Annotated in this window: 20 protein-coding genes; 1 reads left to right on the top strand and 19 read right to left on the bottom strand. The window is 65.6% G+C overall.

Annotation, left to right across the window (positions count from 1 at the left end):
• Nucleotides 1-82 precede the first annotated feature (82 nt).
• The 17 genes from AC4BCK_RS10380 to AC4BCK_RS10300 form a co-directional block, all read right to left on the bottom strand.
• Nucleotides 83-1,738 carry an amidohydrolase gene (locus AC4BCK_RS10380; RefSeq protein ID WP_310110693.1) on the bottom strand — a complete coding sequence of 552 codons (1,656 nt, stop codon included), beginning with the start codon at nucleotides 1,736-1,738 and terminating at the stop codon, nucleotides 83-85.
• Between the two features lie 54 nt (nucleotides 1,739-1,792).
• Nucleotides 1,793-4,726, bottom strand: coding sequence for a DEAD/DEAH box helicase (locus AC4BCK_RS10375; protein ID WP_490566885.1), 2,934 nt, complete (start codon nucleotides 4,724-4,726; stop codon nucleotides 1,793-1,795).
• Between the two features lie 20 nt (nucleotides 4,727-4,746).
• The gene (gene tatC, locus AC4BCK_RS10370) at nucleotides 4,747-5,541 is read right to left on the bottom strand and encodes a twin-arginine translocase subunit TatC (protein ID WP_174174444.1); all 795 of its coding nucleotides are present in this window, start codon (nucleotides 5,539-5,541) and stop codon (nucleotides 4,747-4,749) included.
• A gap of 48 nt (nucleotides 5,542-5,589) precedes the next feature.
• Entirely contained in the window at nucleotides 5,590-5,862 is a 273-nt protein-coding gene (tatA, locus tag AC4BCK_RS10365) for a Sec-independent protein translocase subunit TatA (RefSeq protein WP_174174446.1), read from the bottom strand.
• Between the two features lie 32 nt (nucleotides 5,863-5,894).
• Complete coding sequence (locus AC4BCK_RS10360) at nucleotides 5,895-6,239, bottom strand: hypothetical protein (protein ID WP_174174448.1); 345 nt, start codon at nucleotides 6,237-6,239, stop codon at nucleotides 5,895-5,897.
• 10 nt (nucleotides 6,240-6,249) lie between these two features.
• On the bottom strand, nucleotides 6,250-8,229 hold the full coding sequence (locus AC4BCK_RS10355) for a helix-turn-helix transcriptional regulator (protein ID WP_251420109.1): 1,980 nt from the start codon (nucleotides 8,227-8,229) through the stop codon (nucleotides 6,250-6,252).
• Nucleotides 8,230-8,333: 104 nt separating this feature from the next.
• Nucleotides 8,334-8,729 carry an FKBP-type peptidyl-prolyl cis-trans isomerase gene (locus tag AC4BCK_RS10350; RefSeq protein ID WP_066275847.1) on the bottom strand — a complete coding sequence of 132 codons (396 nt, stop codon included), beginning with the start codon at nucleotides 8,727-8,729 and terminating at the stop codon, nucleotides 8,334-8,336.
• Between the two features lie 35 nt (nucleotides 8,730-8,764).
• Nucleotides 8,765-9,727: an FKBP-type peptidyl-prolyl cis-trans isomerase gene (locus AC4BCK_RS10345; protein WP_251420226.1), complete on the bottom strand. Its 963-nt coding sequence runs from the start codon at nucleotides 9,725-9,727 to the stop codon at nucleotides 8,765-8,767.
• A 111-nt stretch (nucleotides 9,728-9,838) separates the two neighbouring features.
• Complete coding sequence (gene pafA / locus AC4BCK_RS10340) at nucleotides 9,839-11,203, bottom strand: Pup--protein ligase (protein ID WP_104187131.1); 1,365 nt, start codon at nucleotides 11,201-11,203, stop codon at nucleotides 9,839-9,841.
• A 13-nt stretch (nucleotides 11,204-11,216) separates the two neighbouring features.
• Nucleotides 11,217-11,927 (bottom strand): proteasome subunit alpha, encoded by a 711-nt coding sequence (prcA, locus tag AC4BCK_RS10335; RefSeq protein ID WP_174174452.1) that lies wholly within the window; start codon nucleotides 11,925-11,927, stop codon nucleotides 11,217-11,219.
• A 1-nt stretch (nucleotide 11,928) separates the two neighbouring features.
• Nucleotides 11,929-12,750, bottom strand: coding sequence for a proteasome subunit beta (prcB, locus tag AC4BCK_RS10330; RefSeq protein ID WP_174174454.1), 822 nt, complete (start codon nucleotides 12,748-12,750; stop codon nucleotides 11,929-11,931).
• An 81-nt stretch (nucleotides 12,751-12,831) separates the two neighbouring features.
• Nucleotides 12,832-13,035: a ubiquitin-like protein Pup gene (locus tag AC4BCK_RS10325; protein ID WP_104187137.1), complete on the bottom strand. Its 204-nt coding sequence runs from the start codon at nucleotides 13,033-13,035 to the stop codon at nucleotides 12,832-12,834.
• Nucleotides 13,036-13,120: 85 nt separating this feature from the next.
• Nucleotides 13,121-14,791, bottom strand: coding sequence for a depupylase/deamidase Dop (dop, locus tag AC4BCK_RS10320; protein WP_174174456.1), 1,671 nt, complete (start codon nucleotides 14,789-14,791; stop codon nucleotides 13,121-13,123).
• The gene (arc, locus tag AC4BCK_RS10315) at nucleotides 14,788-16,539 is read right to left on the bottom strand and encodes a proteasome ATPase (RefSeq protein WP_174174458.1); all 1,752 of its coding nucleotides are present in this window, start codon (nucleotides 16,537-16,539) and stop codon (nucleotides 14,788-14,790) included. Before arc ends, dop begins: the two co-directional genes overlap by 4 nt.
• A gap of 82 nt (nucleotides 16,540-16,621) precedes the next feature.
• Nucleotides 16,622-17,689 (bottom strand): tRNA (adenine-N1)-methyltransferase, encoded by a 1,068-nt coding sequence (locus tag AC4BCK_RS10310; protein ID WP_174174460.1) that lies wholly within the window; start codon nucleotides 17,687-17,689, stop codon nucleotides 16,622-16,624.
• 93 nt (nucleotides 17,690-17,782) lie between these two features.
• Nucleotides 17,783-18,949: a site-2 protease family protein gene (locus tag AC4BCK_RS10305; RefSeq protein WP_174174462.1), complete on the bottom strand. Its 1,167-nt coding sequence runs from the start codon at nucleotides 18,947-18,949 to the stop codon at nucleotides 17,783-17,785.
• A complete protein-coding gene (locus tag AC4BCK_RS10300; RefSeq protein ID WP_310110662.1) occupies nucleotides 18,946-19,680 on the bottom strand; it encodes an HAD family hydrolase in 735 nt (244 codons plus the stop codon). Before AC4BCK_RS10300 ends, AC4BCK_RS10305 begins: the two co-directional genes overlap by 4 nt.
• Nucleotides 19,681-19,831: 151 nt before the next feature.
• On the opposite strand from AC4BCK_RS10300, the gene AC4BCK_RS10295 reads away from it, so the two are divergent.
• A complete protein-coding gene (locus AC4BCK_RS10295) occupies nucleotides 19,832-20,737 on the top strand; it encodes a PAC2 family protein (RefSeq protein WP_104187148.1) in 906 nt (301 codons plus the stop codon).
• 48 nt (nucleotides 20,738-20,785) lie between these two features.
• Here AC4BCK_RS10295 and mshC read toward each other — a convergent pair whose 3' ends face one another.
• Nucleotides 20,786-22,063: a cysteine--1-D-myo-inosityl 2-amino-2-deoxy-alpha-D-glucopyranoside ligase gene (gene mshC / locus AC4BCK_RS10290; protein WP_174174466.1), complete on the bottom strand. Its 1,278-nt coding sequence runs from the start codon at nucleotides 22,061-22,063 to the stop codon at nucleotides 20,786-20,788.
• A gap of 15 nt (nucleotides 22,064-22,078) precedes the next feature.
• Nucleotides 22,079-22,912, bottom strand: a complete 834-nt coding sequence (locus tag AC4BCK_RS10285) for an undecaprenyl-diphosphate phosphatase (RefSeq protein WP_174174468.1) — start codon at nucleotides 22,910-22,912, stop codon at nucleotides 22,079-22,081.
• Between the last annotated feature and the right edge of the window lie 8 nt (nucleotides 22,913-22,920).

Below are 22,920 nucleotides of genomic sequence, written 5' to 3'. Positions count from 1 at the left end.
CTGGGGGAAATGGTCAGTGCGCCCGGCTGCGAACGGATCGGCGGTGGGCGCAACTATCAATTATAGGACGGCAGCGCTCCGGTCAGGACCGCAGCGCCGGGCTTGCGTAAAGTTCGACGCCGTTGCGGACAGTCTGCAGGCACACCGGATCACTGCCGGTATCCAGGGCAGGCAGCAGCGGCGTTCGCGCCCGCGGGTCGGTGCTCCAGGACTGGACCCGCCCGTCGGCGACCTGGACCATCAGTTCCTCAACCTCCCACACAGCGAAACTCGCGGGGGCCCCCGGGACCAGTTGGCCGGCCATCGGGTCGGGGTAATTCGCCGCCCGCCAGCCCGCACGCGTGTGGCCCAGGAAGGCGGCACGGGCCGAGATCCGCTCATCCTCGTTGTGGTGCTCCAGGCACGCCCTCACGCTGGACCACGGGCGCAGCGGCGTCACGGGGCTGTCACTGCCGAAGCAGACGGGCACCCCGGCTGCGTAGAGGCTGGCGAACGGGTTCATGGACCGGCTGCGCTCCCCCAGCCTCTTCTCATAGAGCCCTCCCGGGCCTCCCCAGGCGGCGTCAAACGACGGCTGGGCACTGACCGTTACGGCATACCGGGACAACACCCCGACGGCGGACGAGTCAACCATCTCCACGTGTTCAAAGCGGTGGCCGGCAGCGCGCACCCGCTGCTCCCCGACTTCCTTGGCGGCCAGTTCCAGCGCGGCCAGCGCGGCGTCCAGCCCGGCGTCGCCAATCACGTGGAAACCGCCCTGGACTCCGGCAAGCGAGCAGGCCGCCAGATGCGCCGCGGCCTCTTCCACGCTGAGATAAAGGTGGCCCTGCTCGCCAGGAGCATCGCTGTACCCGGACCGCAGGGCAGCCGTCCGGGAGCCCACGGAACCGTCGATGTTCAGGTCGCCGGCGAGTCCCCGCACCGCGAAACCAAACTGGTCCAGGAGGCTGCGGGCATGCTCCTCCGAGGACGCCAGTTCCCCCCAGTAGGGCAGGACCTCGGGGACCCCCGCGGTTCCGGACGCACCGCTGTTCCAGGCCCCTGCAAGCCGCAGGTCCTCGGCACCGCCGATATGCGGTGCGCCCATTTCGGCCACCGCCACGTAGCCGTTGGCTGCCGCTTCGGACAGTGCCCGCGCCTGGTGCCGCTTCAACACTTCTTCGGGCTGGCGACGGGTTGCCTGCCGGGCGGCCGTGTGCGCGGCCCGGCGGACTCTGGCGCCGCCGTCGAACCCGTCCAACTGACTGACCCCGGCCGCAGCGGCGAGTGACCCGGAAATCAGGGCGGAGTGTACGTCCACCCGGGACAGGTACACCGGCCGTCCCGCTGATGCCCGCTCGAGTTCCGCGGCGGTGGGCAGGCTGCTGTCGGGCCAGGCGGTTTCGTCCCAGCCGTGGCCCAGGACCGGGCCGTCTCCGGGGGCAGCTGCCACGGCGTCGAGCAGTTCCGTGGCTGACCGGATTCCGCCCAGCCGGAGGGAGTCCAGTGCAATACCCGTCTCCGTCAGGTGGATGTGCGAGTCCACGAACCCTGGGGTAACGAGGGCGCCGCGGAGATCGATGATTTCCATGGAGCTGTCCGCGATGGAGGTGGCTGCCTGTTCGGATCCAACCCAGGCCACGGTGCCGCCGTCCACCACCATCGCCGTGGCAAAGGGGTCGGCGGCGGTGTAGACGGAGCCGTTCCGGTAAAGGACTGTTTTTGGGCGCTGGGCGGGCAGCGGTTCAGGCTGGGACATACGGGGGCAGTGCTCCTGGCGTTGGGCGCGCCGGCGGGCAGCCGGCGTTGCGGGTCAGAGGACGGAGGAATACGCCACGACACCGCGGCGGATCAGGGATATGGCCTCGGCACAGAGCCTGGCCAGGCGCGGTTCCAGCCCGGGGATCTTGGCGAGCTGGTCCAGCAGGTCCACAACCTGCTTGACCCAGCGGACAAAGTCACCTGCGGCCAGGTCCGTGCCGCTGAGGACGTCCTGCAGGTGCCGGCCCTTGGCCCACTTGTAGACAGGCCAGACAAGCCCCAGTTCAGGTTCGCCGGTCAGCGGCAGCTTCTTGTCCTCTTCAACATCCTCAAGTGCGGACCATTCACGGACGACAATATCCACCGACGTCTCCAGCGAAATGCTGGGCATCCGTGGGCGCAGCCCGCGGTCTTCGCGTTTCGCCTGGTACACCAGCACGCTGGCGAGGGCCGCGACCTCCACGGCGTCCAGGTCGTCGAACGCGCCAAGCCGCAGCGACTGGGAAATCAGCAGGTCCTTCTCACCATAGATCCGCCGGAGACGCTGGCCGTCAGGGCTGATGGAGAGCTGCCCGTCCGCTGCCTGTTCTAGGTACCCGTAGGTGGAGAGGACATCACAGACGCGGTCGAAGGTCTTGGCTATGGTGTTGGTCCTGCCCTGGATCTGCCGCACCAGCCCGTCTGTCTCGCGGCGGAGCTTCCACCAGCGCTCGGACCAGCGGGCATGGTCTTCGCGTTCGCTGCAGCCATGGCACGGGTGGGCACGGAGCGCGCGGCGGAGGTCCGCAATACGCTTTTCCTGGTTGGGCAGTGCGGTGGCGAGGCCAAAGTCGTTGTTGCGGTTATTGCCCGGTGCGGGCGGCCGGTTTTCGCGCAGTGCATTCCGGGCCGAGGAGGCGAGGTCCCGGCGGGACTTGGGCACTTTGGCGTTGAAGGATTTGGGAATGCGGATGCGCGTCACCGGAGCGATGGGTCCCTCCAGGTCGTCGGTCCCGATCCTGCGCAGCTGGTTGTCCAGCGTCAGGACGGCGGGCCGCGGCTCCCGGCTGGTGTGGTCTGAACTGAGCACAATAGCCGGACCCGGTGCCCGGCCGCCGGGAACGTCCACCACGTCACCCGGCAGCAGCCGGGCAAGGGAATCGTCACTGAGCGATTTCCGGACGCGGGACTTGGTGCGGGAGCCGGCGTTTTCGGCGTCGGACAATTCCCTGCGCAGCCGTGCGTACTCGGTGAAGTCACCCAGGTGGCAGGTCATGGACTTTGCGTACCCGGCCAGCGATTCCTCCCGGCTGCGCACCTGCCGCGCCAATCCCACCACGGACCGGTCAGCCTGGAACTGGGCAAAGGAGGACTCAAGGATCTCGCGGGCCCTTGCCCGGCCAAACTGTGCCAGGAGGTTGATGCTCATGTTGTAGGTGGGCCGGAAACTCGAGTTCAGCGGGTAGGTGCGCCGCGACGCAAGGCCGGCGACCGCCGTCGGATCCGTTCCCGGCTGCCACAGCACCACGGCGTGGCCCTCCACGTCGATGCCGCGGCGGCCGGCACGGCCGGTCAGCTGGGTGTACTCGCCGGCCGTGATGTCCACGTGGGCTTCGCCGTTGAACTTGTCCAGCTTTTCGAGCACCACGGAACGGGCAGGCATGTTGACGCCCAGTGCCAGCGTTTCCGTGGCGAAAACCGCCTTGACCAAGCCATCAGCGAAGAGCTTCTCCACCACTTCCTTGAAGGTGGGGAGCATGCCGGCGTGGTGTGCTGCGAAGCCGCGGATCAGGCCGTCACGCCAGGTCCAGAAGCCCAGGACGTCGAGGTCATCGGGCGGAATGTCCTGCCCGGCCTCATCAACGCGCTGGGCGATGATGCCCTGTTCCCTCTCTGTGGTGAGCCACAGCCCGGATCCCACGCACTGCGCCACCGCAGCGTCACAGCCCGCCCTGGAAAAGATGAAGGTGATAGCAGGCAGCAGGTCCATGCGGTCAAGGCTTGCGATGACCTGCGGCCGGCTGGCCGGGCGCACACCCCGTTCGTCCCCGCCCCGGCCGGGCCGGTCGTTGCCGCGCCTTCCGCGCTGGCCGCGTCCGCCCGGTCCTCCCTGGCGGCTGCGGAAGTTCTGCTGGATTTCGCTGCGCGCCACCTTCAGCAGGTCGGGATTGACGTCGAAGCCGCGCCCCTTGGTGCCGTCAGCAGACGGGACCGGCTGCGTCCCGTCGCCGTCCACGGGCGGGGCGATTTCATCGAAGGTGGTTTCGCCGGCAAACAGATCCATGACCTGCCGCCCCACCATAACGTGCTGCCACAGGGGTACCGGCCGGTGCTCGGAGACGATGATGTCGGTGTCGCCGCGCACGGTGTCCAGCCACGCGCCGAACTCCTCGGCGTTGGAGACGGTGGCGCTGAGCGAGACCACCTGCACCTCGCTGGGGAGGTGGATGATGACTTCCTCCCAGACGGCGCCGCGGAAGCGGTCGGCGAGGTAGTGGACCTCATCCATCACCACATAGCCCAGGTCGTCAAGGGTTGCCGAGTCCGCGTACAGCATGTTCCGGAGGACTTCCGTGGTCATCACGACGACGGGAGCGTCACCGTTGATGCTTGTGTCGCCGGTGAGCAGCCCTACATTCCCGGCGCCGTACTTCTCGGCAAGCTCAGTGAACTTCTGGTTGCTGAGGGCCTTGATCGGGGTGGTGTAGAACGCCTTGAGCCCACGCTCCAGGGCGAGGTAGATGGCGAACTCCCCGACTATCGTTTTCCCGGCTCCCGTGGGGGCCGCCACCAGCACTCCCCTGCCCTCCTGCAGGGAGCGGCAGGATTGCCGCTGGAAGTCGTCGAGCTCGAACTCGAGTGTGCGGACGAACGCTCCGAGGTACGTCGCAGCTTCGGCCCTGCGTTCGGCGCTGGCCTGGTACCGCTCTGCGGGGGAAAGCTCTTCGAAGTCAGTGCGTCCGGGAGGGAACGGTCCAGAGGAAGAAGGCCCGGTGTTGGAGGACATACCCCAAGCCTAACGGGCGCCTAGAGGTTCTTCAGCTCACTGCCCGGGGTGGCGATGTCTGCTGTTGCGTCTGTTTCAGCTGCCCGCTTGGCCTCCCGGCGCGCCCGGCGCTTGTCGTTCATCAGGCAAATGCCGATTGCCGCAAAGAACAGCACCAGCAGCGGCCCCGCCAGCATGAACATCGAAATGGCGTCGGCCCCGGGGGCGGCAATCGCGGCAAGGACGAACACCAGGAACACGGTGATGCGCCAGGCCTTCAGGATGGTCTGGCCCGAGATGATGCCGGCCATGTTGATGCCCACCAGCACCACCGGCACCAGGAAGGCGACGCCCAGCACCAGGACCATCCGGGTGACGAACTCGATGTAGGTGCGCGCATCGATGACGCTGGACGAACCGTCCGGGGTGAACTGGGTGAGTGCCCTGACCACCTGCGGGACCACGAGCCAGCCTGCCCAGATGCCGGCAAGGAACAGCGGGACCGCAGCCGCCATGTACCCCAGTGTGTACCGGCGCTCCTTGGACGTGAGTCCGGGCGTGATGAAGGCCCACAACTGGTAAATCCAGATCGGGCTGGAGATCACCACGCCAATCAGCAGCGACATCTGGAGTTTGAAGTCGAAGGGGGACGCGATGGTCCCGAAGTTGATGGCCGAAAGCCCGCCCGTCTGCTGGGAGATGCGGTTGACCGGATCGGCCAGGGCTTTCAGCAGCGGATCGTAAAGTATCCATCCTCCGATGCCGCCAATGACGACGCCGATGGCCGACTTGATCAGCCGGTTTTTCAGCTCTTTGAGGTGGTCCCAAAGAGCCATCCGCCCCTCGGGGTTGGCTTTACGGGCCCGCGACAGTGCCACTGGGGGTCAGGCGCGGTTCGACGGCGGAACGTCAGTGCCGTCGGTCGGCTCGCCTGGCTTCGCCTTGGGGTGGTTGACGATGGTTCCTTCCACCGGGCCTGAAGGGTCGGTGGACTCGGGCTTGCCGTCGTTCTTCATTTCCTTGACCTCGGACTTGATGATCCGCATGGACTGTCCAAGGCTGCGTGCCATGGCCGGAAGTTTCGGTGCGGCAAAGAGAAGCAAAGCAACAACAATGATAATTACGATGGGCCAGGGGCCATCAAAGAGTCTTCCCACGGGAAATCCTTTCGTCTAAGTTCATTTTACTTCTAAGTAAAGTCGAGATCGCCGAGCGCCTGGGGCTGGCCCCGGTCTTTCTTGCGCTGCACTCGTCGCAGGCGGCGCATTTCCCGTCGGGACGACTTGGATGCCTCGTAATCATGTCGCATGAGCGTGGGCGAGGCAAAAACCGCCGCACCCGGCGGCGGCGTTGCCGGATCGGCATCGTCCGGCACATCCATGGGGCCCAGGTGTCCCAGCTTCTCGCCGGCGGCCCCCAAATCCTTGACGGTCGCCATGAACTGGCGGAACAGGCGAATGCCCAACAGGACATAGAAGAGCAGTGAGAGCGCAACGAGCGCCACCCATATCAGGATCCAGGACCACCAAGGCATGCTGAGAAGTCTAGCCGCCGTACCTGGCCAGGGATGCCGCCAACCACCTGCGGGACGCCTCCGCGAGCTCACCTGGTGCCAGGATCCTGGCAGAACCGCCATGCTGGGCCACGAACATCGGCAGCCAGTCCGTCGTGCCGAACCGGATCTCGGCCACCATCCCGCCGTCGGGCAACTCTGCCGTGCGTTCAGCGTAGTAGTCGTCCGCCAGCCCCCTCCCCCGCCGCGTGAGCTGGACGGTGACGGTGGTGTCGTCGTCGCTGGCGGTGAAGAGCCTGGCAGGGACTCCTTCGGCGGGCGTGATGCCGGCAGAGACGGGAGCACCGTTCGGGTGCACGTCTTGGACACGGTCCAGGCGGAAGTTCCGAAGTCCGTGCACCAGGTGGCAGTAGGCCTCGAAGTACCAGGTGTTGTCCAGCGAATACAGGCGGAATGGGTCCACATCCCGCTCGGTGATGGTGTCCTGCTGGGGCGAAAGGTAGCGGAGGCGGAGCTGGGAGCGGGATTCGATGGCCTGCCTGACCGTGGCGTGGGTGGCAGCGTCGGCAGGTGCCACTTCCGGGCCGGCAAGGGATGCCGCGCGGAGGCCTTCTTCGCCCGCGGCCGCCAGCAGCTTCAGGGTCACCGATTCCAGCGCGCCGCCCTCCGCCACTTCCGGCAGGCCGTTCAGCGTCTCCAGCCCCGCCAGGAGGGCACAGGCTTCCTCCACAGTGAAGCGGACCGGTTTTGTGAGGTCCAGGTCCTGGGTGATGTAAACATGGTCGTCGTCCCAGTGGATGTCCAGAAGGTCGTCCGGGTACCCCTCCGGGAGGCCGGAGCAGATCAGGATCTGCAAATCGTCCTCCAGCTCCTTCCTGGTGATGCCGAACCGGTCTGCCACGTCCTGGATGTGCAGGCCCTGGTTGTGCACCAGGAACGGCACCAGCTGCAGCATCCGCTTGAGCTGGTCCTCGGACGTGCGTTTGCGGACGGCAACAGCGCGGGCTGCGCCGAAGCTGTATGCAGGCGCAGGTTCGGCGCTGAACTCCGCAGCCGCGCGCAGCCTGCGGAGGACTGCGGCCACAAGCCCAGGCGGGGCTATGGCCTGTGCGTCCGGTCCGTAGGAGGCCAGTTCCTCAGCCAGCGCCTCGGGATCCCGGTATTGCACGGCCAGCCGCTCGTAGCCGCTCCCAGGCCGGCCGGCCGCGCCACCCTCAACGGAACTGCGCCGCCGCAGTGCCAGCAGCTTTCCTTCGCGGACCTCGACGACGGCGGTGCGCAGCGGCAGTTCAGGGAGGCGGTCCAGCTCCCGGCGGACGTTGAAGTCCGCCGGCGGCGTGTACAACTCCTTCTCCAGGGTCGTGACCGCACTGGTGATGCGGGAAAGGCGGAAGTGGCGCGGTGCTTGCCGGGCGCGGTCGTGGCCTACCAGGTACCACTGGCCAAACCGGCTGCCCAGGCCCCACGGCTCCACTGTCCGCAGCTCCTCGTTGCCTGTGCTGCCCGCAAGGTACATGAAGGTCACCGGGTGGCGGGCGTGCAGTGCAGAGACCAGGTCGTCGAAGGCCTGTCCTGCCGGCTTGATGCGGGGCTGGACACCGGCCGGAAGGGCGACGTCGGCAAGGCGTCCCGACGCCTGCAGTTTCCGGAGTGCGCTTTGCGCGGCAGTGCCAAGGGCGGCACGCTCCCACAGCTGTGAGGCCAGGAGGAGGACAGTCCATTCGTCCGGCCCCAGCTGGACATCCGGAAGGCGGTTGGATTCCTTGCCGATGCGGTAGCGGGTGGTGGCGGGATCATCCTCGCTCCACCCCATATCCGTCAGGGTTTCCACCTCGAAGCCGAACTGGCGCAGGTCGTTTTTGTCCCGCTCGAACATCCGGCCGAAGGCCACGTCATTGCCGGAAGAATCGTGGTAGACCTTTTCGCGCAGCTCACTGCGGCGCAGCCCATACCGGGTGTTCAGGAGTGCGATCAGCAGGTTGAGGAGGCGTTCAGTACGGGATACGGGCACTCTGGTTACGTTACTAAAGTCCGCGGCGGAACGCAGGAAGCGCGGCAGCTCCAGGATGTGCGTCCTGGTGCTGCCGCGCTTCTTGTCGCTGCCGGTGATCCTTTTTAGCGGACTCCGACGAGGTCCACTACGAAGATCAGGGCTTCGTTCGGAGCGATTGCTCCGCCGGCGCCGCGGGAGCCGTAAGCCAGCTCCGAGGGGATCTCCAGGCGCCGGCGGCCGCCCACCTTCATGCCAAGCAGGCCCTGGTCCCAGCCCTGGATGACCTGGCCGACGCCCACGCGGAAGTCCAGCGGGGCACCGCGGCCCCAGGAGGCGTCGAACTCTTCGCCGGTGGACCAGGCCACGCCGACGTAGTGGGTGGAAACGGTGTCGCCGGCTTTGGCTTCGCGTCCGTCGCCCTCAATGAGGTCGGTGATGACCAGTTCGGTGGGGACGTCGCCCTCCGGGAAATCGATCTCGGGCTTCTGGCGGTCGAATTCACGCTGTCCAAATGACATGGTTGCTCCTTTGATGTCTGTGATGCTTGTGTTTGCTACTTAGCCCCGAGGATGTCCACGACGAACACCAGGTCGCCCTTGGCCTCACCCTGTCCGGCGTCGCCGTAGGCAAGGTCCTTGGGGATGACCAGGAGGACGCGGGAGCCTACCGTCTTGCCGGCCAGGCCCTGGGTCCAGCCCTTGATGACGCCGGTGAGCGGGAAGCTTGCGGGTTCGCCGCGGTCAAAGCTCGAGTCGAATTTGGTGCCGCCCTCCAGGGTGACGCCCACGTAGTTCACGGTGAGGGTGTCGGTTTCCTTCACGGCGGCGCCGTTGCCCTTGATGAGGTCCTGGGAAACCAGGGCCGTCGGGGCAGCCACACCCTCAACGTTGATTTCGGGGACACCGTCCTTTTCGGACACTGTGGGCAGTCCGGCCGGCGGGGTTACGGTCTCGCCCTCGGGCTTTTCCAGAACCGGCGCAACGTCCTCGGCGGACAGGACCTTGATGATCAGGAGCTGTGTGGGCTGGGCTGCCGCGGAGGGGCTCGGGCTTGCTCCGTCCGAGGGGCTCGGGGCGGGTGCGCTCTGCTGGCCGGGGACAGCCAGGGCCAGGCTGGAGCCCACCTTGGCACCGACGAAAGCGTTGTAGATGACCTCGCTGCTGGTCTTCAGTTCGTCGTTGAGCTCAAGGGGTTCGGGCTCACCGGGAAAGGTGTCCTCAAGGGTACTGCCGTCAGTGCCGTTGAGGGCCAGGATGGAGATGTTGGCGACCTGGTTTGCCTTCACGGGCTCGCCGCTGCCCTCGGTGATGACCTTGATGGTGGGTTCTGCCACTTCCAGTGGCTTGGTGAATTCCACTCCGGGAGCTTTCTTGTCCCCGTTGTCGGTCAGTTTGAGGGAGTCGAACTTGGCAGTCTCGCCGGCGGAAACGCTGGTGCGTTCCGGCTCTGCGGTTGAACCGCCGCAGGCGGTCAGCAGCAGCAGACCGGGAAGAAGAATTGCTAGTAGTCGGCGCACGTAAGAGAACTTTCGTCGGGGCAGGGTGGATGCGATGTTCCGCATGGCAACGGCCGGCATCGCGGGGGCCCTCTAAAGGGCCCTATCCAGAATAGCCCCTGAAGCTGGGTGTCAGCCCATAGAGTCAAGGAGGGCATCCACGCGCTCGTCGACGCTCCGGAAGGGGTCCTTGCACAGGATTGTCTGGTGTGCCCGGTCGTTCAGCTTCAGGTGGACCCAGTCCACGGTGTAGTCCCGGCCCAGTTCCTGTGCGCGGCGGACAAAGTCTCCGCGGAGCTTGGCCCGTGTGGTCTGGGGAGGGACGTCCACAGCGTCCTTGATGACCGTATCGTCCACGATCCGGCGCACCGCACCGCGTGACTGCAGCAGGTAGTAGAGACCGCGGCTGCGCGAGATGTCATGGTAGGTAAGGTCAAGCTGGGCTATCCGGGGTGCGTCCAGCCCCAGGCCGTGCCGCTCACGGTACTTGTCCATGAGCTTTTTCTTGATGGCCCAGTCGATTTCGGTGTCGATCCCGCGGAAGTCGCCGCTTTCGATGGCCTTCAGGGTCCGCTCCCACAGGTCGAGGATGAGCGGGACATGCGGGTTGTGCGGGCCGTGCTCCTTCACGAATGCCGTGACCTTGGTCAGGTATTCCTGCTGGATTTCAAGTGCGGTGAGCTGGCGCCCGTTGGCCAGCCGGACCAGTGCCCGGCCGCTGAGGTCATGGGAAATCTCGCGGATGCTGCGGATGGGGTTTTCCATCCTCATGTCGCGCATGATCACTCCGGCCTCGATCATCCGCAGGACGAGGTCCACGGTGCCGATTTTCATCAGGGCCGTGGCTTCTGACATGTTCGAGTCCCCCACGATGACATGGAGGCGGCGGTAGAACTCTGCGTCAGCATGCGGCTCGTCGCGTGTGTTGATGATGGGACGCGACCTGGTGGTGGCGGAGGAAACGCCCTCCCAGATGTGGTCGGCCCGCTGGGAGAACGCGTAGGTTGCGCCGTGGGGCGTCTTCAGGATCTTTCCGGCACCGGCGATCAGCTGGCGGGTAACCAGGAACGGGATCAGGATCTCAGCGAGCCGGGAGAACTCCCCGCGGCGTGGAATGAGGTAGTTTTCGTGGCTGCCGTAGGAGTTGCCGGCGGAGTCGGTGTTGTTCTTGAAGAGGTACACCGTTCCGTTGAAGCCCTCGGCTGCCAGCCGGGCCTGTGCCTCGTCCACGAGGTCGTCCAAGATCAGCTCTCCGGCCCTGTCGTGGGCGATGAGCTGCGCCAGGTCGTCGCATTCGGCGGTGGCGTATTCCGGGTGGGATCCCACGTCAAGGTAGAGCCTGGAGCCGTTGGTCAGGAACACGTTGGAAGAACGCCCCCAGCTGACCACCTTGCGGAAAAGGTAGCGGGCCACTTCCTCGGGGGCGAGGGGCCTCGAGTCCGGGCTCGAGTATGAAATCCCGAATTCGGTTTCGATGCCGAAGATTCTCTTGTCCATCGGTCCTGTCCTCCTAGGCCAGCAGTGCAGTGATGTCCGCGTCGTTGAGCCGGCGGAAGGCGCGCCTGGACCCGCGCGTGGCTTCTGACTGCCGGTCCAGGACCGCCACCTCCAGCGCGCCTGCCGGAAGTGCTTTTGCCTGTTCTTCCGCTTCTCCCCGGGGAACGAGGCCGGTGATGGCAAGTCGCACTGCGTCCGCGAAGTCCAGGGAGCTGCGCCAGCCCTGTCCAATGACAGAGGAGACTTTGTCCGCCTGGCCGCCCATGACAACAAAGGAATGTTCGTCGGCGATGGACCCGTCAAAGGTCAGCCGGTAGAGGTGGTCTTCTGCCTGGGTGGCCCCGACCTCGGCCACGGCCAGCTCCACCTCGAAGGGCTTTTGTTCTGCAGTGAACACCGCTCCAAGGCTCTGCGCGTAGACGCTTGCCAGCCCCCTGGCGGTGACGTCCTCCCGGTCGTAGGAGTACCCGCGCACATCGGCGTAGCGGACACCCGCCTGGCGGAGGCTCTCGAACTCGTTGTATTTTCCGACGGCGGCGAAGGCGATTTTGTCGTAGATCTCGCCGATCTTATGCAGGGACGGTGAAGGGTTTTCGGCGACGAGAGCGATTCCGTCCTCGCAGCTGATGACCACGACGGACCTGCCGCGGGCAATGCCTTTGCGGGCAAAATCCGCGCGGTCCTTCATCAGCTGTTCGGGTGAAACATAGAACTGCTGTGTCATCTCAGGCCTCCCGTCCGGCGATGGTCCGCGCCTCGATCACGTTACGCGAGGCTGCAGCCAGTTCGCCCTCGGGCACCCGCCGCGCGCCCGAACTGTCCACGGTGTAGATGACAGGCCATAGCTGCCGCACCGTGTCGGGACCGCCGGTGGCGGAGTCGTCGTCGGCCGCGTCATAGAGGGATTCAACCGCGACGGCGACGGCTTCGGCTGCCGTGAGGTTGGGACGCCAGAGCTTCTTCAGGGCACCGCGGGCAAAAACCGAACCGGATCCCACCGTGTGGTGTTCACGTTCCTCATACCGGCCGCCAGTGACGTCGTAGGAGAAGAGCCTGCCAACACCGGCGCTGGTGTCGAACCCTGCAAAGAGGGGCACAACGGCGAGTCCCTGCATGGCAAGGGGAAGATTGCCGCGGATCATGGCACCCAGCCTGTTGGCCTTGCCTTCGAGGCTGAGGAGCGTGCCCTCGATTTTCTCGTAGTGCTCGAGTTCCACCTGGAACAACCTGGTCAGGTCGATGGCAATTCCGGCAGTCCCGGCGATCCCCAGGACGGAGTAGCGGTCGGCGGGGAAGACTTTTTCGATGTGCCTGCTGGCTATGACGTTGCCCATGGTGGCGCGCCTGTCGCCCGCCATCAGCACACCGCCGTCGTAACTCATGGCAACGATGGTGGTGGCATGCGGAACCTGCAAGGGGGCAGCCGCCGGCGCACCTGCCTGGAGGGACCGGTTATACGGAAGGAGTTCCGGCCGGTCCCGTTGCAGGTGCTCGGTAAATGAAGAGGTGGCGTTGGCGGCTACCTGGTTGGCGGTTGATTCCTGCACTCATGCACTCCTTGAACGTGGTCCTTCAACGTCGGTACAGATTCGGGCCTTCCGCGGCTTCCGCCAGCCTCCGAATCCGGGTTACTGACCGCCCTTTTGGACGAACGCCCGGACGAACTCTTCAGCATTGGATTCGAGGACGCCGTCGATCTCGTCGAGGAGGTCGTCGACGCCCTCCGTCGATGCTGATGCCTGTGCCTCGGGCGGCGCGGGCGGTGCCTCGGGAATGTCCTCTTCGACCTGGCTGTCGCGCGATTGCGGCTGCTGCTGCTCCTGGCCTGCCATTGTTACCCCTCCTTATATCCGTCATCGGATCCGGCGGATCCTCCGATATGCCCATCCTGCCACGGTGCGGGCCTCCGGTGGCGGTTTACGCCGCAGGCGGAGCGTTATGTCCCAGAAGCTCTGCCAGGAACGGTCCCGCCTCCCGGTAGCGTTCGAATAACGCGCCGGTCAGGGCTTTGGTTCCCCGGAGGGGCTCCCTGGTGGGTACGCGCTGGAGCCGCCCGTATCCCGGGACGTCGAAGATGACGGAGTCCCAGCTGGCGCCCACCACATCCTTGCCGAAGCTGCTGATGCACCTGCCCCGGAAGAATGCCCGGGTGTCGGCCGGCGGCTCGGAAACTCCCGCCGCAATGTCCGCGTCCTCGAGGATTCGCTGCATCCTGTTCCTGGCAAGGAACCGGTAATAGAGTCCCTTTTCGGGCCTGATGTCTGCCCACTGTAGGTCGACGAGCCCCAGCCGGGCATCGTTCCATTCCAGCCCGTCACGTTCGCGGTAACCGTCGAGCAGGGAAAGCTTGGCCAGCCATTCCACTGAGGAGGCGGCGGCGGCCCGGTCGTTGTCGAGTTGGGTCAGGACGGCGGCCCAGCGTTCCAGGACATCGTGCGTATGCCCGTCGCCGTCCACTTTGTCTCCGACGCCGGTGTCCTGGGCAAGCTTGGCAGCGGCCTCGTGGTACATCCATTGCAGGTCAAGGGCGGTGACCCTCCTGCCGTCGAGCAGCCTGAGCTTGGCAGTGAGCGTGGTGTCATGGCTCACCCTCTGGAGGGCGGCGACCGGCTCGAAGACTTCGACCTTGGGTGCCAGTCCTGCCTCGATGAGGCTGAGCACCATCGCCGTAGTTCCGAACTTCAAATAGTTGGAGACCTGGCTCAGGTTGGCGTCGCCAATGATGACGTGGAGGCGCCGGTACTTGTCGGCGGTGGCATGCGGCTCATCCCGGGTGTTGATGATGGGCCGGCGGATGGTGGTTTCCAGGCCCACTTCCGCTTCGAAGAAATCAGCGCGCTGGCTGATCTGGAATCCCGGCGTTGAGCTGTCCTGGCCGATGCCCACCCGGCCGGACCCGCACATGATTTGCCGGCTGACGAAGAAAGGCGTCAGCCCGCGCACAATATCGCCGAAGGGTACGGAGCGTGGCATGAGGTAGTTCTCGTGGGAGCCGTAGGACACGGATTTGTTGTCCGTATTGTTCTTGTAGAGGTTGACCGGCGGCAGGTCCGGATCTGCCGCAAGGCGGCGGACGGCGGCCAGGGCCACGAGGTCACCGGCCGCATCCCATTTCACGGCGTCCCGGGGGTTGGTCACCTCCGGGCTGGAGTACTCGGGATGCGCATGGTCCACATACAGCCGTGCACCGTTGCCCAGGACCATGTTCATCAGGAGCGTCCCGGACTCGTCCTGGCCGTCAAGCTCAAGTTCCTCGCGGCCGTAGGCTAGCGCCACCGCTTCCGCATCCAGGACCGGCGGCTGGTCCGTCAGCTGGCTCGGGTGGGCGGAACTGCGGTCCACCGTCCAGCCGCGGGCGTCGTGCAGCGGCTCCTCGTCCGTGTAGTCCCAGCGGGTCTCCGCGCCGCCGGCGGCGCGCTGGCGGGTTACCTGCGCATAGGCCTGGACCACCCTGGCACTCATCATGGTGGCGTTGGCAGAGGGGGCGGACGGGGCGTGGATGCCATATTCGGTTTCCGCGCCCATGACCCGCATGGCCCCGCCGGCCGGTAAGGTTCCCCCGGCGGCGGGCTCCGGTGCAGCGGTCATAGATATTGGCCTGTTGTCGGCATGGTCTCGATGGACTTGCCGGGTTCCTGGCCCGCCTTGCCCTGGACAATAGTGCGGATGTAGGTGATCCGTTCGCCCTTCTTGCCGGAGATCCGCGCCCAGTCATCAGGGTTGGTGGTGTTGGGCATGTCCTCGTGCTCGCGGAACTCGTCGACGACGGCGCGCAGCAGGTGCTCGATCCGCAGCCCCTTCTGGTGGGTGGTCAGCAGATCCTTGATGGCGTACTTCTTGGCCCGGTCCACCACGTTCTGAACCACCGCGCCGGAGTTGAAGTCCTTGAAGTAGAGCATCTCCGTGTCCCCGTTGGCGTAGGTGACCTCCAGGAACTCGTTGGACTTGTCCGTGGAGTACATGGCTTCCACCGTCCGCTGGACCATGGCGTCCACCGTGGCCTGCACATCGCCGTCGTGCTCTGCCAGGTCCGATTCATGGAACGGCAGGTCGGGGGTGATGTACTTGTTGAAGATATCGGCGGCGGCCTCGGCATCCGGACGGTGGATCTTGACCTTGACGTCCAGCCGGCCCGGCCGCAGGATGGCCGGATCGATCATGTCCTCACGGTTTGACGCGCCGATGACGATCACGTTGTCCAGCCGCTCAACGCCGTCGATTTCACTGAGCAACTGCGGAACGATGGTCGTTTCGACGTCGGACGAGATTCCGGTGCCGCGGGTGCGGAAGAGGGAATCCATCTCATCGAAAAACACCACCACAGGGCTGCCGTCCGAGGCCTTTTCGCGTGCCCGGGAGAAGATCAGCCGGATGTGCCGCTCGGTTTCGCCGACGTACTTGTCGAGGAGTTCGGGCCCCTTGATGTTCAGGAAGTAGCTCTTGAGGTCCACGTTGCCGGAACGCTCCGCGGCCCGGGCAGCCAGTGAGTTGGCGACGGCCTTGGCAATGAGGGTCTTTCCGCAGCCGGGTGGGCCGTAGAGAAGGATGCCCTTGGGCGCCTTGAGTCCGTGCTCGCGGTACAGGTCCGGGTGGAGGAAGGGCAGTTCGACGGCGTCACGGATCTGCTCAATCTGGGGCCCCAGGCCGCCAATATCCTCATAAGTGATGTCCGGGACTTCCTCCAGGACCAGGTTCTCCACCTCGGAGCGCGGCACTTTTTCGAGGGCGTAGCCGGTCCTTGAATCAATCGAAAGGGCATCGCCCACCCGGAGCTTTTCGGCCAGGAGCGCACCGGAAAGCCGGACGACCCGTTCTTCATCGGCGCGCCCCACCACGAGGGCGCGGTCCGCACCCAGCATCTCCTTGAGCGTGGCCAGCTCGCCCGCGCGCTCGTAGCCGAGTCCGGCGACAATGAGGAGCGCCTCGTTCAGGAGGACCTCCTGCCCCACGGCCAACTGGTTCATGTTCACAAGAGGGCTGATGCCAACGCGCATCTTCCGGCCGGCATTGAAGATGTCCACCGATTCCTCGGTGGCCGCCTGCCCGCTGCTGCCGGGGGACGCCTGCCGCCTTGGATTCAGCTGCAGTATGGTTCCGAAGCTGTAGGGCGGCTGCCCTTCCTGGTCCAGGGCGTTCTTCAGCCGAAGGATTTCAGCCTTTGCCGTTTCAAGCATGCTGACCAGCTTGGTGTTGTTTTGCGTTGCCGCGGCCAGCTGGCGGTCTATGTGCCTGAGCTTGTCCCGGAGGATGTTGACCTGGCGGTCTGCAACCGAGAGGTCGTTGGCGGCAGACTGCTCTGCCGGTGTACGTCCGGAGTCCTGGTTTGGTGTCTCCATGATGTATCAGCCCCTTCCTGCGCTTCTATTAAGACATTAGCCCCAAGAAGGCAGGTAGGGATGGAGACTCCCGAAATGTGGACTAGTTCGTGACCTCGGGATCGTCCTTGACGTTTGTGCCTGCGATGGCGTCCCGGGCTGCGCGCCGGAGCTTTTTGTCGGAGACCTGCCGCTCCCCCACAGCACCGGGCGTCCACGCGTTGACGTCCTCTTCGTTGAAGTCGGTCTTGGAGGGGCGCCGCTTGACGGAGATACCGGTGACGCCGTCGGCCAGCCGGCGGGTGACCAGCAGGAAGCCGGTATGGGCCACCATCCGGTGGTCCGGCCTGACGGCGAGCCCTTCCAGGTGCCAGCCGCGCACCAGCGACTCCCAGGCATCGGGTTCGGTGAAACGGCCGTCCGCCCGGATGGCCTCGGCAGTGCGCGAAAGCTGGGTCACGGTGGCGACGTAGTTGATCCAGACACCGCCTGGGGCAAGCACCGTGGCCACGGCATCCAGGCATTCCCAGGGCGCCAGCATGTCCAGCACCACGCGGTCCACGGAACCCGGCGCCTCGCTCCGGACAACCTCTTCCTGGAAGTCGCCCAGGGAGACCTGCCAGGCGGGGTGCGGGCCGCCAAAGATCGTCTCGACGTTTCCGCGGGCGATGTCAGCGAACTCTTCCCGCCGTTCGAAGGAGTGCAGGTAACCGTTGTCCCCAACGGCCCGGAGCAGCGAGATGGACAGGGCGCCGGAGCCAACACCAGCCTCCACGACGCGCGCGCCGGGGAAGATGTCCGCCATGGTGACGATCTGCCCGGCGTCCTTGGGGTAGACGACGGCGGCGCCGCGCGGCATGGACAGGACAAAGTCGGACAGCAGGGGGCGCAGGGTCTGGTACTGCTGCCCAACGTTGTTCACGACGACTGAGCCGTCCACCTTGCCGATGATGTCGTCGTGGTTCAGGAAGCCGCGGTGGGTGTGGAACGCCCCGCCGCTTTCGAGGGTGATGGTGTTCATGCGGCCGCGTTCGTCCGTCAGTTGGACGCGCTCACCTTCGCGGAAGGGGCCCCGGCGCCGGGCGGCGCCCACCGGCTGCGAGCCGCCGGTTGCAGCCCCGGCCGGGACCGCTGCTCCTGTGGCTTCGTTGACGGCGGTTTCGCTGCTCATGACTTTCCTCGCTCCTGTAAAACTGTGGCGCCTGCATGTTGTGGGGAAACATTCCGGCGTGTGCGGCGGCAATGCACCGGCCGGCAGGTAACTCTACCGGTTCTGGTCCTGGCGGCGCGTATCGGGCCGCCGCGGTTTGCCGGTGATGGCGGCCAGGACAGCGTCCTGGGAAAGCAGCCCGGTCACCTTGCCGTTGTGGTCTACGACGGCGTAGTGCCGTCCTTCCAGCTGGGACAGGAACTGGAGCAGTTCCTGTCCCTTGGACCACTCGGGGACGTATGCGCCGGGAGCCAGTGCATAGGAGACTGCGGTGATGGGGGTCGACGCGGCGGCGTGGACAGGAACGGTGGACAGTGCGGCCGGATCCACAACTGCCTCCGGCCGGCCGCCCGGTCCGCAGACCACCAGCGACGTCGCTCCACCGCTACCGTACCGGAGGGCATCCTCCACTGTGGCCGTTGAAGGCAGGCCGGCTGCGGGGGTGGACAGCCCTGCAGCGCTGACCAGGTGGAGCCGGCCCCGGAGGGTTCCCTGCTGGATGGATGCCGAGGCGCCCATCCAGAGGAAACCACCCACCAGCACGGTGATCATCAGCAGGCTGAAATCAGGAGCATCCCCGGCAAGCAGCGGCCTGGCAACGAACCAGTAACCGATGGCGACGACGATGATGCGGCCTCCCCACCCGGCCGCCACCGTGCCCTTGGCCTGGCTGCCCGTGGCCTTCCACACTGCAGATTCGACCAGCCTTCCGCCGTCCAGGGGAAGGCCCGGGAGCACGTTGAAGACGGCGATCAGGAAGTTGGCCCACATAAAGATGTTGGTGAGGATCTCGGCAACACTGCCCATGCTTGCCGTGCTGAGCAGCAGCCAGGCTCCTCCGGCCAGGATGAAGTTCGCAGCCGGCCCGGCGAGGGCCACCAGAACGGAGCGCCCCGGCGAAGCGGTAAAGCTCTCAAACTGGGTGTGCCCGCCCCACAGATTGAGCACGATCTTCTGCGTGGGCCAGCCGTAGATTTTTGCCGTCAGGGCGTGGGCGAGTTCGTGGACCAGGACCGAGACGAGGAGCAGGACGGCGTAGGCGAACGCCACGATGTAGGCACTGACGCCGAGGGCCGGGTTCTGGCGGGCCAGGACGGGTCCATACACAATGACGGTGAAGGCGGCGATGATGAACCAGGAATAGGCCAGCACCACCGGGACGCCGGCAATCCTGCCCAGCGGAATGCCTTCGCGCCTGGCCGGGACAGTGGTTTCGGTCACCTGCGGTCTCCAAGCGGCGTGGCCGGTCCACCCGATCCGCGAACCGGAGCACCGGGGAGAAGCGATTCGAGGTCGGTCACGGTGCGGCCTGCCAGGGAATCCCAGAGGGTGTAGCGCTCATCCTCGGGCAGCGGAACAATGTGGGGAATTGCCACGGTTGCCACGCCGGACGCCACAGCCGCGGAAACCCCGGGCACCGAGTCCTCCAAAGCGACGCAGTGGTGCAGGCCCAGGTCCGGGTCCGCGTCCTGCAGCCATTCGACGGCGGTCAGGTACGCCTCGGGGTGCGGTTTGCCCTGCGTTACGGTGTCCCCTGTTACCAGGACCTCGAAGTATTGCCGTGGAAGGCTGGCCACCACCTCCCTGGCCAGCGGGCCCTCGGACATGGTGACCAGGGCGCACCGGACACCGGCGAGGTGGAGTTCCTCAAGGAGCTCGCGTGCACCCGGCCGCCACGGCACCTGGCGCCGGACGCTGCTGACCACCGCGCCGGTGAGGGTGTCGATGATGTCCCGGATTTCCAGCTCCACGCCGGCATCCTTGAGGAGCCCGGCCGAAAATGTCAGCGACTGCCCAACCAGCTGCATGGCCTGTTCATGGGACCATGTCCCGCCATGGGCCTCCACCAGCGCGTGTTCGGCTGCGATCCAGTAGGGCTCCGTATCGACGATCGTCCCGTCCATGTCCCACAGGACGGCTTTGAGCGGGGAACTGTCGGCTGGCAATCGCATGCCCCCAGTCTACGGGGACTGGCTGGGCGCAGGCTGATGGCTACGCCCTTGGCGAATATGGCGCTCCCCGGCACCGGCGGTAATGCTTTTGCGTGATGTTTCGGCGCTTCATTCACTGCACAGCCAAGGTCCTTGGACGTAGGGTGAAGAAATGAATAGCTTCGAGGGAGACACCACAGAACCGGGTGCCGGGCCCGAACAGGAGCGGTTCCTGCAGCCGGTAGCTGACGGACAGCGCGTGACAGTGATGCTTGCCGCCTTTGAAGGCTGGAATGACGCGGGGGAAGCGGCCAGCGACTCCCTGCGCTACCTGAACAAGTTGTGGGGCGGTAAAAAAGTCGCCTCCATCGACGCCGACGAGTATTACGACTTCCAGTTCACGCGCCCCACCGTGCGCCGGAACGCAGCCGGGGAACGCAAAATCAAATGGCCGTCCACACGGATCTATAAAGCAAGCGCTCCGGACTCCAACGTGGACGTCATCTTTGTCCAGGGCACGGAGCCGTCCTATAAATGGCGCGCCTACACCGCGGAACTCCTGGTCCATGCCGAGGCGCTGAACGTTGACTATGTTGTCCTGGTCGGGGCCCTCCTGGCCGATGTTCCGCACAGCAGGCCTATTCCGGTCAGCACCTCGTCGGACGACGCCCCGCTGCGTGAACGGATGAACCTCGAAGCCTCGCAGTATGAAGGCCCGGTGGGGATCGTCGGCGTGCTGTCGGAGGTGGCGCTGCTGGCAGGCATCCCCACTGTTTCGCTGTGGGCCGCCGTCCCCCACTATGTTGCCCAGGCGCCGTCGCCGAAAGCCCAGCTGGCACTCCTGCACCGCATCGAGGAGCTGCTCCAGGTTCCGTTGGACACGCACGAACTGGCTGAGGAAGCGGACGCGTGGGAACGGGGAGTGGACGAACTGGCTACGGAGGATCCCGAGATCGCGGCGTACGTCCGGCAGCTCGAGGAAGCAAAGGACACGGCCGATCTCCCGGAAGCCACCGGTGAGTCGATAGCGCGCGAATTCGAGCGGTACCTCAAGCGTCGGGGCCAGGACCGGCCGTAACCGGCGGCGCCCTGAAAACCGGGCACCGCCTCACGCTCTGGGCGCCGTTTAGAGAAGCACGCCCAGCAGGGCGTCCACCGCATCCTTGACCAGGGCCTGGTCGGCAGGGCTTGCAGGTCCGCCGTCGGCGTTTGCCTGCTCCGCCCAGCGGGAGACCGCCGCGACGGCGGCAGGAGCGTTGAGGTCGGCGGCAAGCGCTGCGCGCATCTCGGCCACCAGGGGGGCGGCGGATCCTTCGGGGGCATGGCCCAGGGCCCGGCGCCAGGCAGCAAGTGTGGCCTTGGCCTCCTCGAACCCTTCGTTGGTCCAGGCCCAGTCGGAGCGGTAGTGGTGGGCCAGGATGCCAAGACGGATCGCCGCGGGGTCCTCCCCCGCCGCCCGAAGTTTCGACACGAGCACCAGGTTTCCCTTTGACTTGCTCATCTTCTCGCCATCGAGGCCCACCATGCCGGCGTGGGCGTAGTGCTTGGCCAGCGGAACGCCTGCAAGCGAGTATGCGTGCCCGGCGCCCATTTCGTGGTGCGGGAAGATGAGGTCCGAACCGCCGCCCTGGACGGTAAAGGGGGAAGGCAGGTACTTCTGTGCGATGACTGTGCATTCAATATGCCAGCCGGGCCGTCCTGCTCCCAGGCTGCCGCCGGGCCAGCTCGGTTCGCCTTTGCGCGCCACACGCCACAGCAGCGGGTCCAGTGCCTGCCGTTTGCCGGCCCGTCCGGGATCGCCGCCGCGTTCCGCGAACAGCTCAAGCATCTCGCTCTCTGCCAGCCCGGAGATACACCCCAAGGTCCACGCATCAGGTGCGACGGACTGCTTGCCCGCCGCTTCGACGTCGTAATAGACGTCCCCGTCAGGCTCGCCATTGGTGCCTTTGACGGTGTAGGCCAGCCCCAGGCTCACAAGCCGTTCCACCTCCGGGACGATCAGCCCAATGGACTCCACGGCGCCCACATAGTGGTCGGGCGGCAGGACGTTGAGCGCTTCCATGTCTGTCTGGAAAAGCTCGATCTGGCCGGCAGCCAGGTCCCGCCAGTCAACACCCGTCGCCTCGGCACGTTCCAGGAGTGGATCATCCACATCCGTGACATTCTGCACATACGCAACGTCCCGGCCGGAGTCCCGCCAGGCCCGGTTCAGCAGGTCGAAAGCCACGTAGCTGGATGCGTGCCCCATGTGGGTGGCGTCGTACGGCGTAATGCCGCAGACGTACATGGACGGCCGGCCCTCGTCCTCCAGTACCACCTCGCGGCGCACCGCTGTGTCGAACAGCCGGATGGCGGGCATGCTTCCGGGCACGTCAGGAACGGGGCGGGATATCCAGGATTTCACACACCAAGCCTAGTGCTAGGCGCTGATGACATTGAAACCGAGCAGGAGGTACAGGGCGAGTCCCAGGAAGATCCGGTACCAGACGAACAACCGGTAGCTGCGGGTGGACACGAACTTCAGGAACCAGCCGATGATGACGTATCCCACAACGAAGGCGATCATCGTGGCCAGGGCGGTTTCCGGCAATCCGTACGGTCCGGCGATGCCCTCATTGGTGACGGTCTTGTAGAGCTGGTAGAACCCGCTGCCGAACACCGCGGGGATGGCAAGAAGGAACGAATAGCGGGCGGCGGCCTCGCGGGTGTAACCCATCAGGAGGCCGGCGGTGATGGTTCCTCCGGACCTGGAAACACCGGGAATCAGGGCCAGGGCCTGCGCGAAGCCGTAGAGGATGCCGTGCTTGTAGGTCAGCCGGCTGAGGTCCCGTTCCTGCCTGCCGATGGCGTCCGCAACGGCAAGGAAAAGCCCGAAGACGATCAGCATGGTTGCCACGATCCACATGCTGCGGAGCACAGACTCGATCTGGTCCTGGAACAGGAGGCCAAGAACGATGATGGGCAGGCTTCCCAGGATGACCAGCCAGCCCATCCGGGCGTCCGGGTCCTGCCGCGATACCTTCCCGGTAAGCGAACCTGTCCAGCCTTTGACGATCCTGACAATGTCCCGCCAGAAATAGACCAGGACCGCCGTCTCCGTGCCCAACTGGGTGATGGCTGTGAACGCTGCCCCCGGGTCAGCCGCATTGGGCAGGAATTGCCCCACAATCCGAAGATGCGCACTTGATGAAATCGGTAGAAATTCGGTCAGTCCCTGCACTAGGCCCAGCAGGGCCGCCTCAAACCAGTTCACGCTAAGAC

The sequence above is a fragment of the Pseudarthrobacter sp. As-47 genome (genome assembly GCF_058215595.1).
This window is presented reverse-complemented; position numbering and strand designations above follow the sequence as displayed.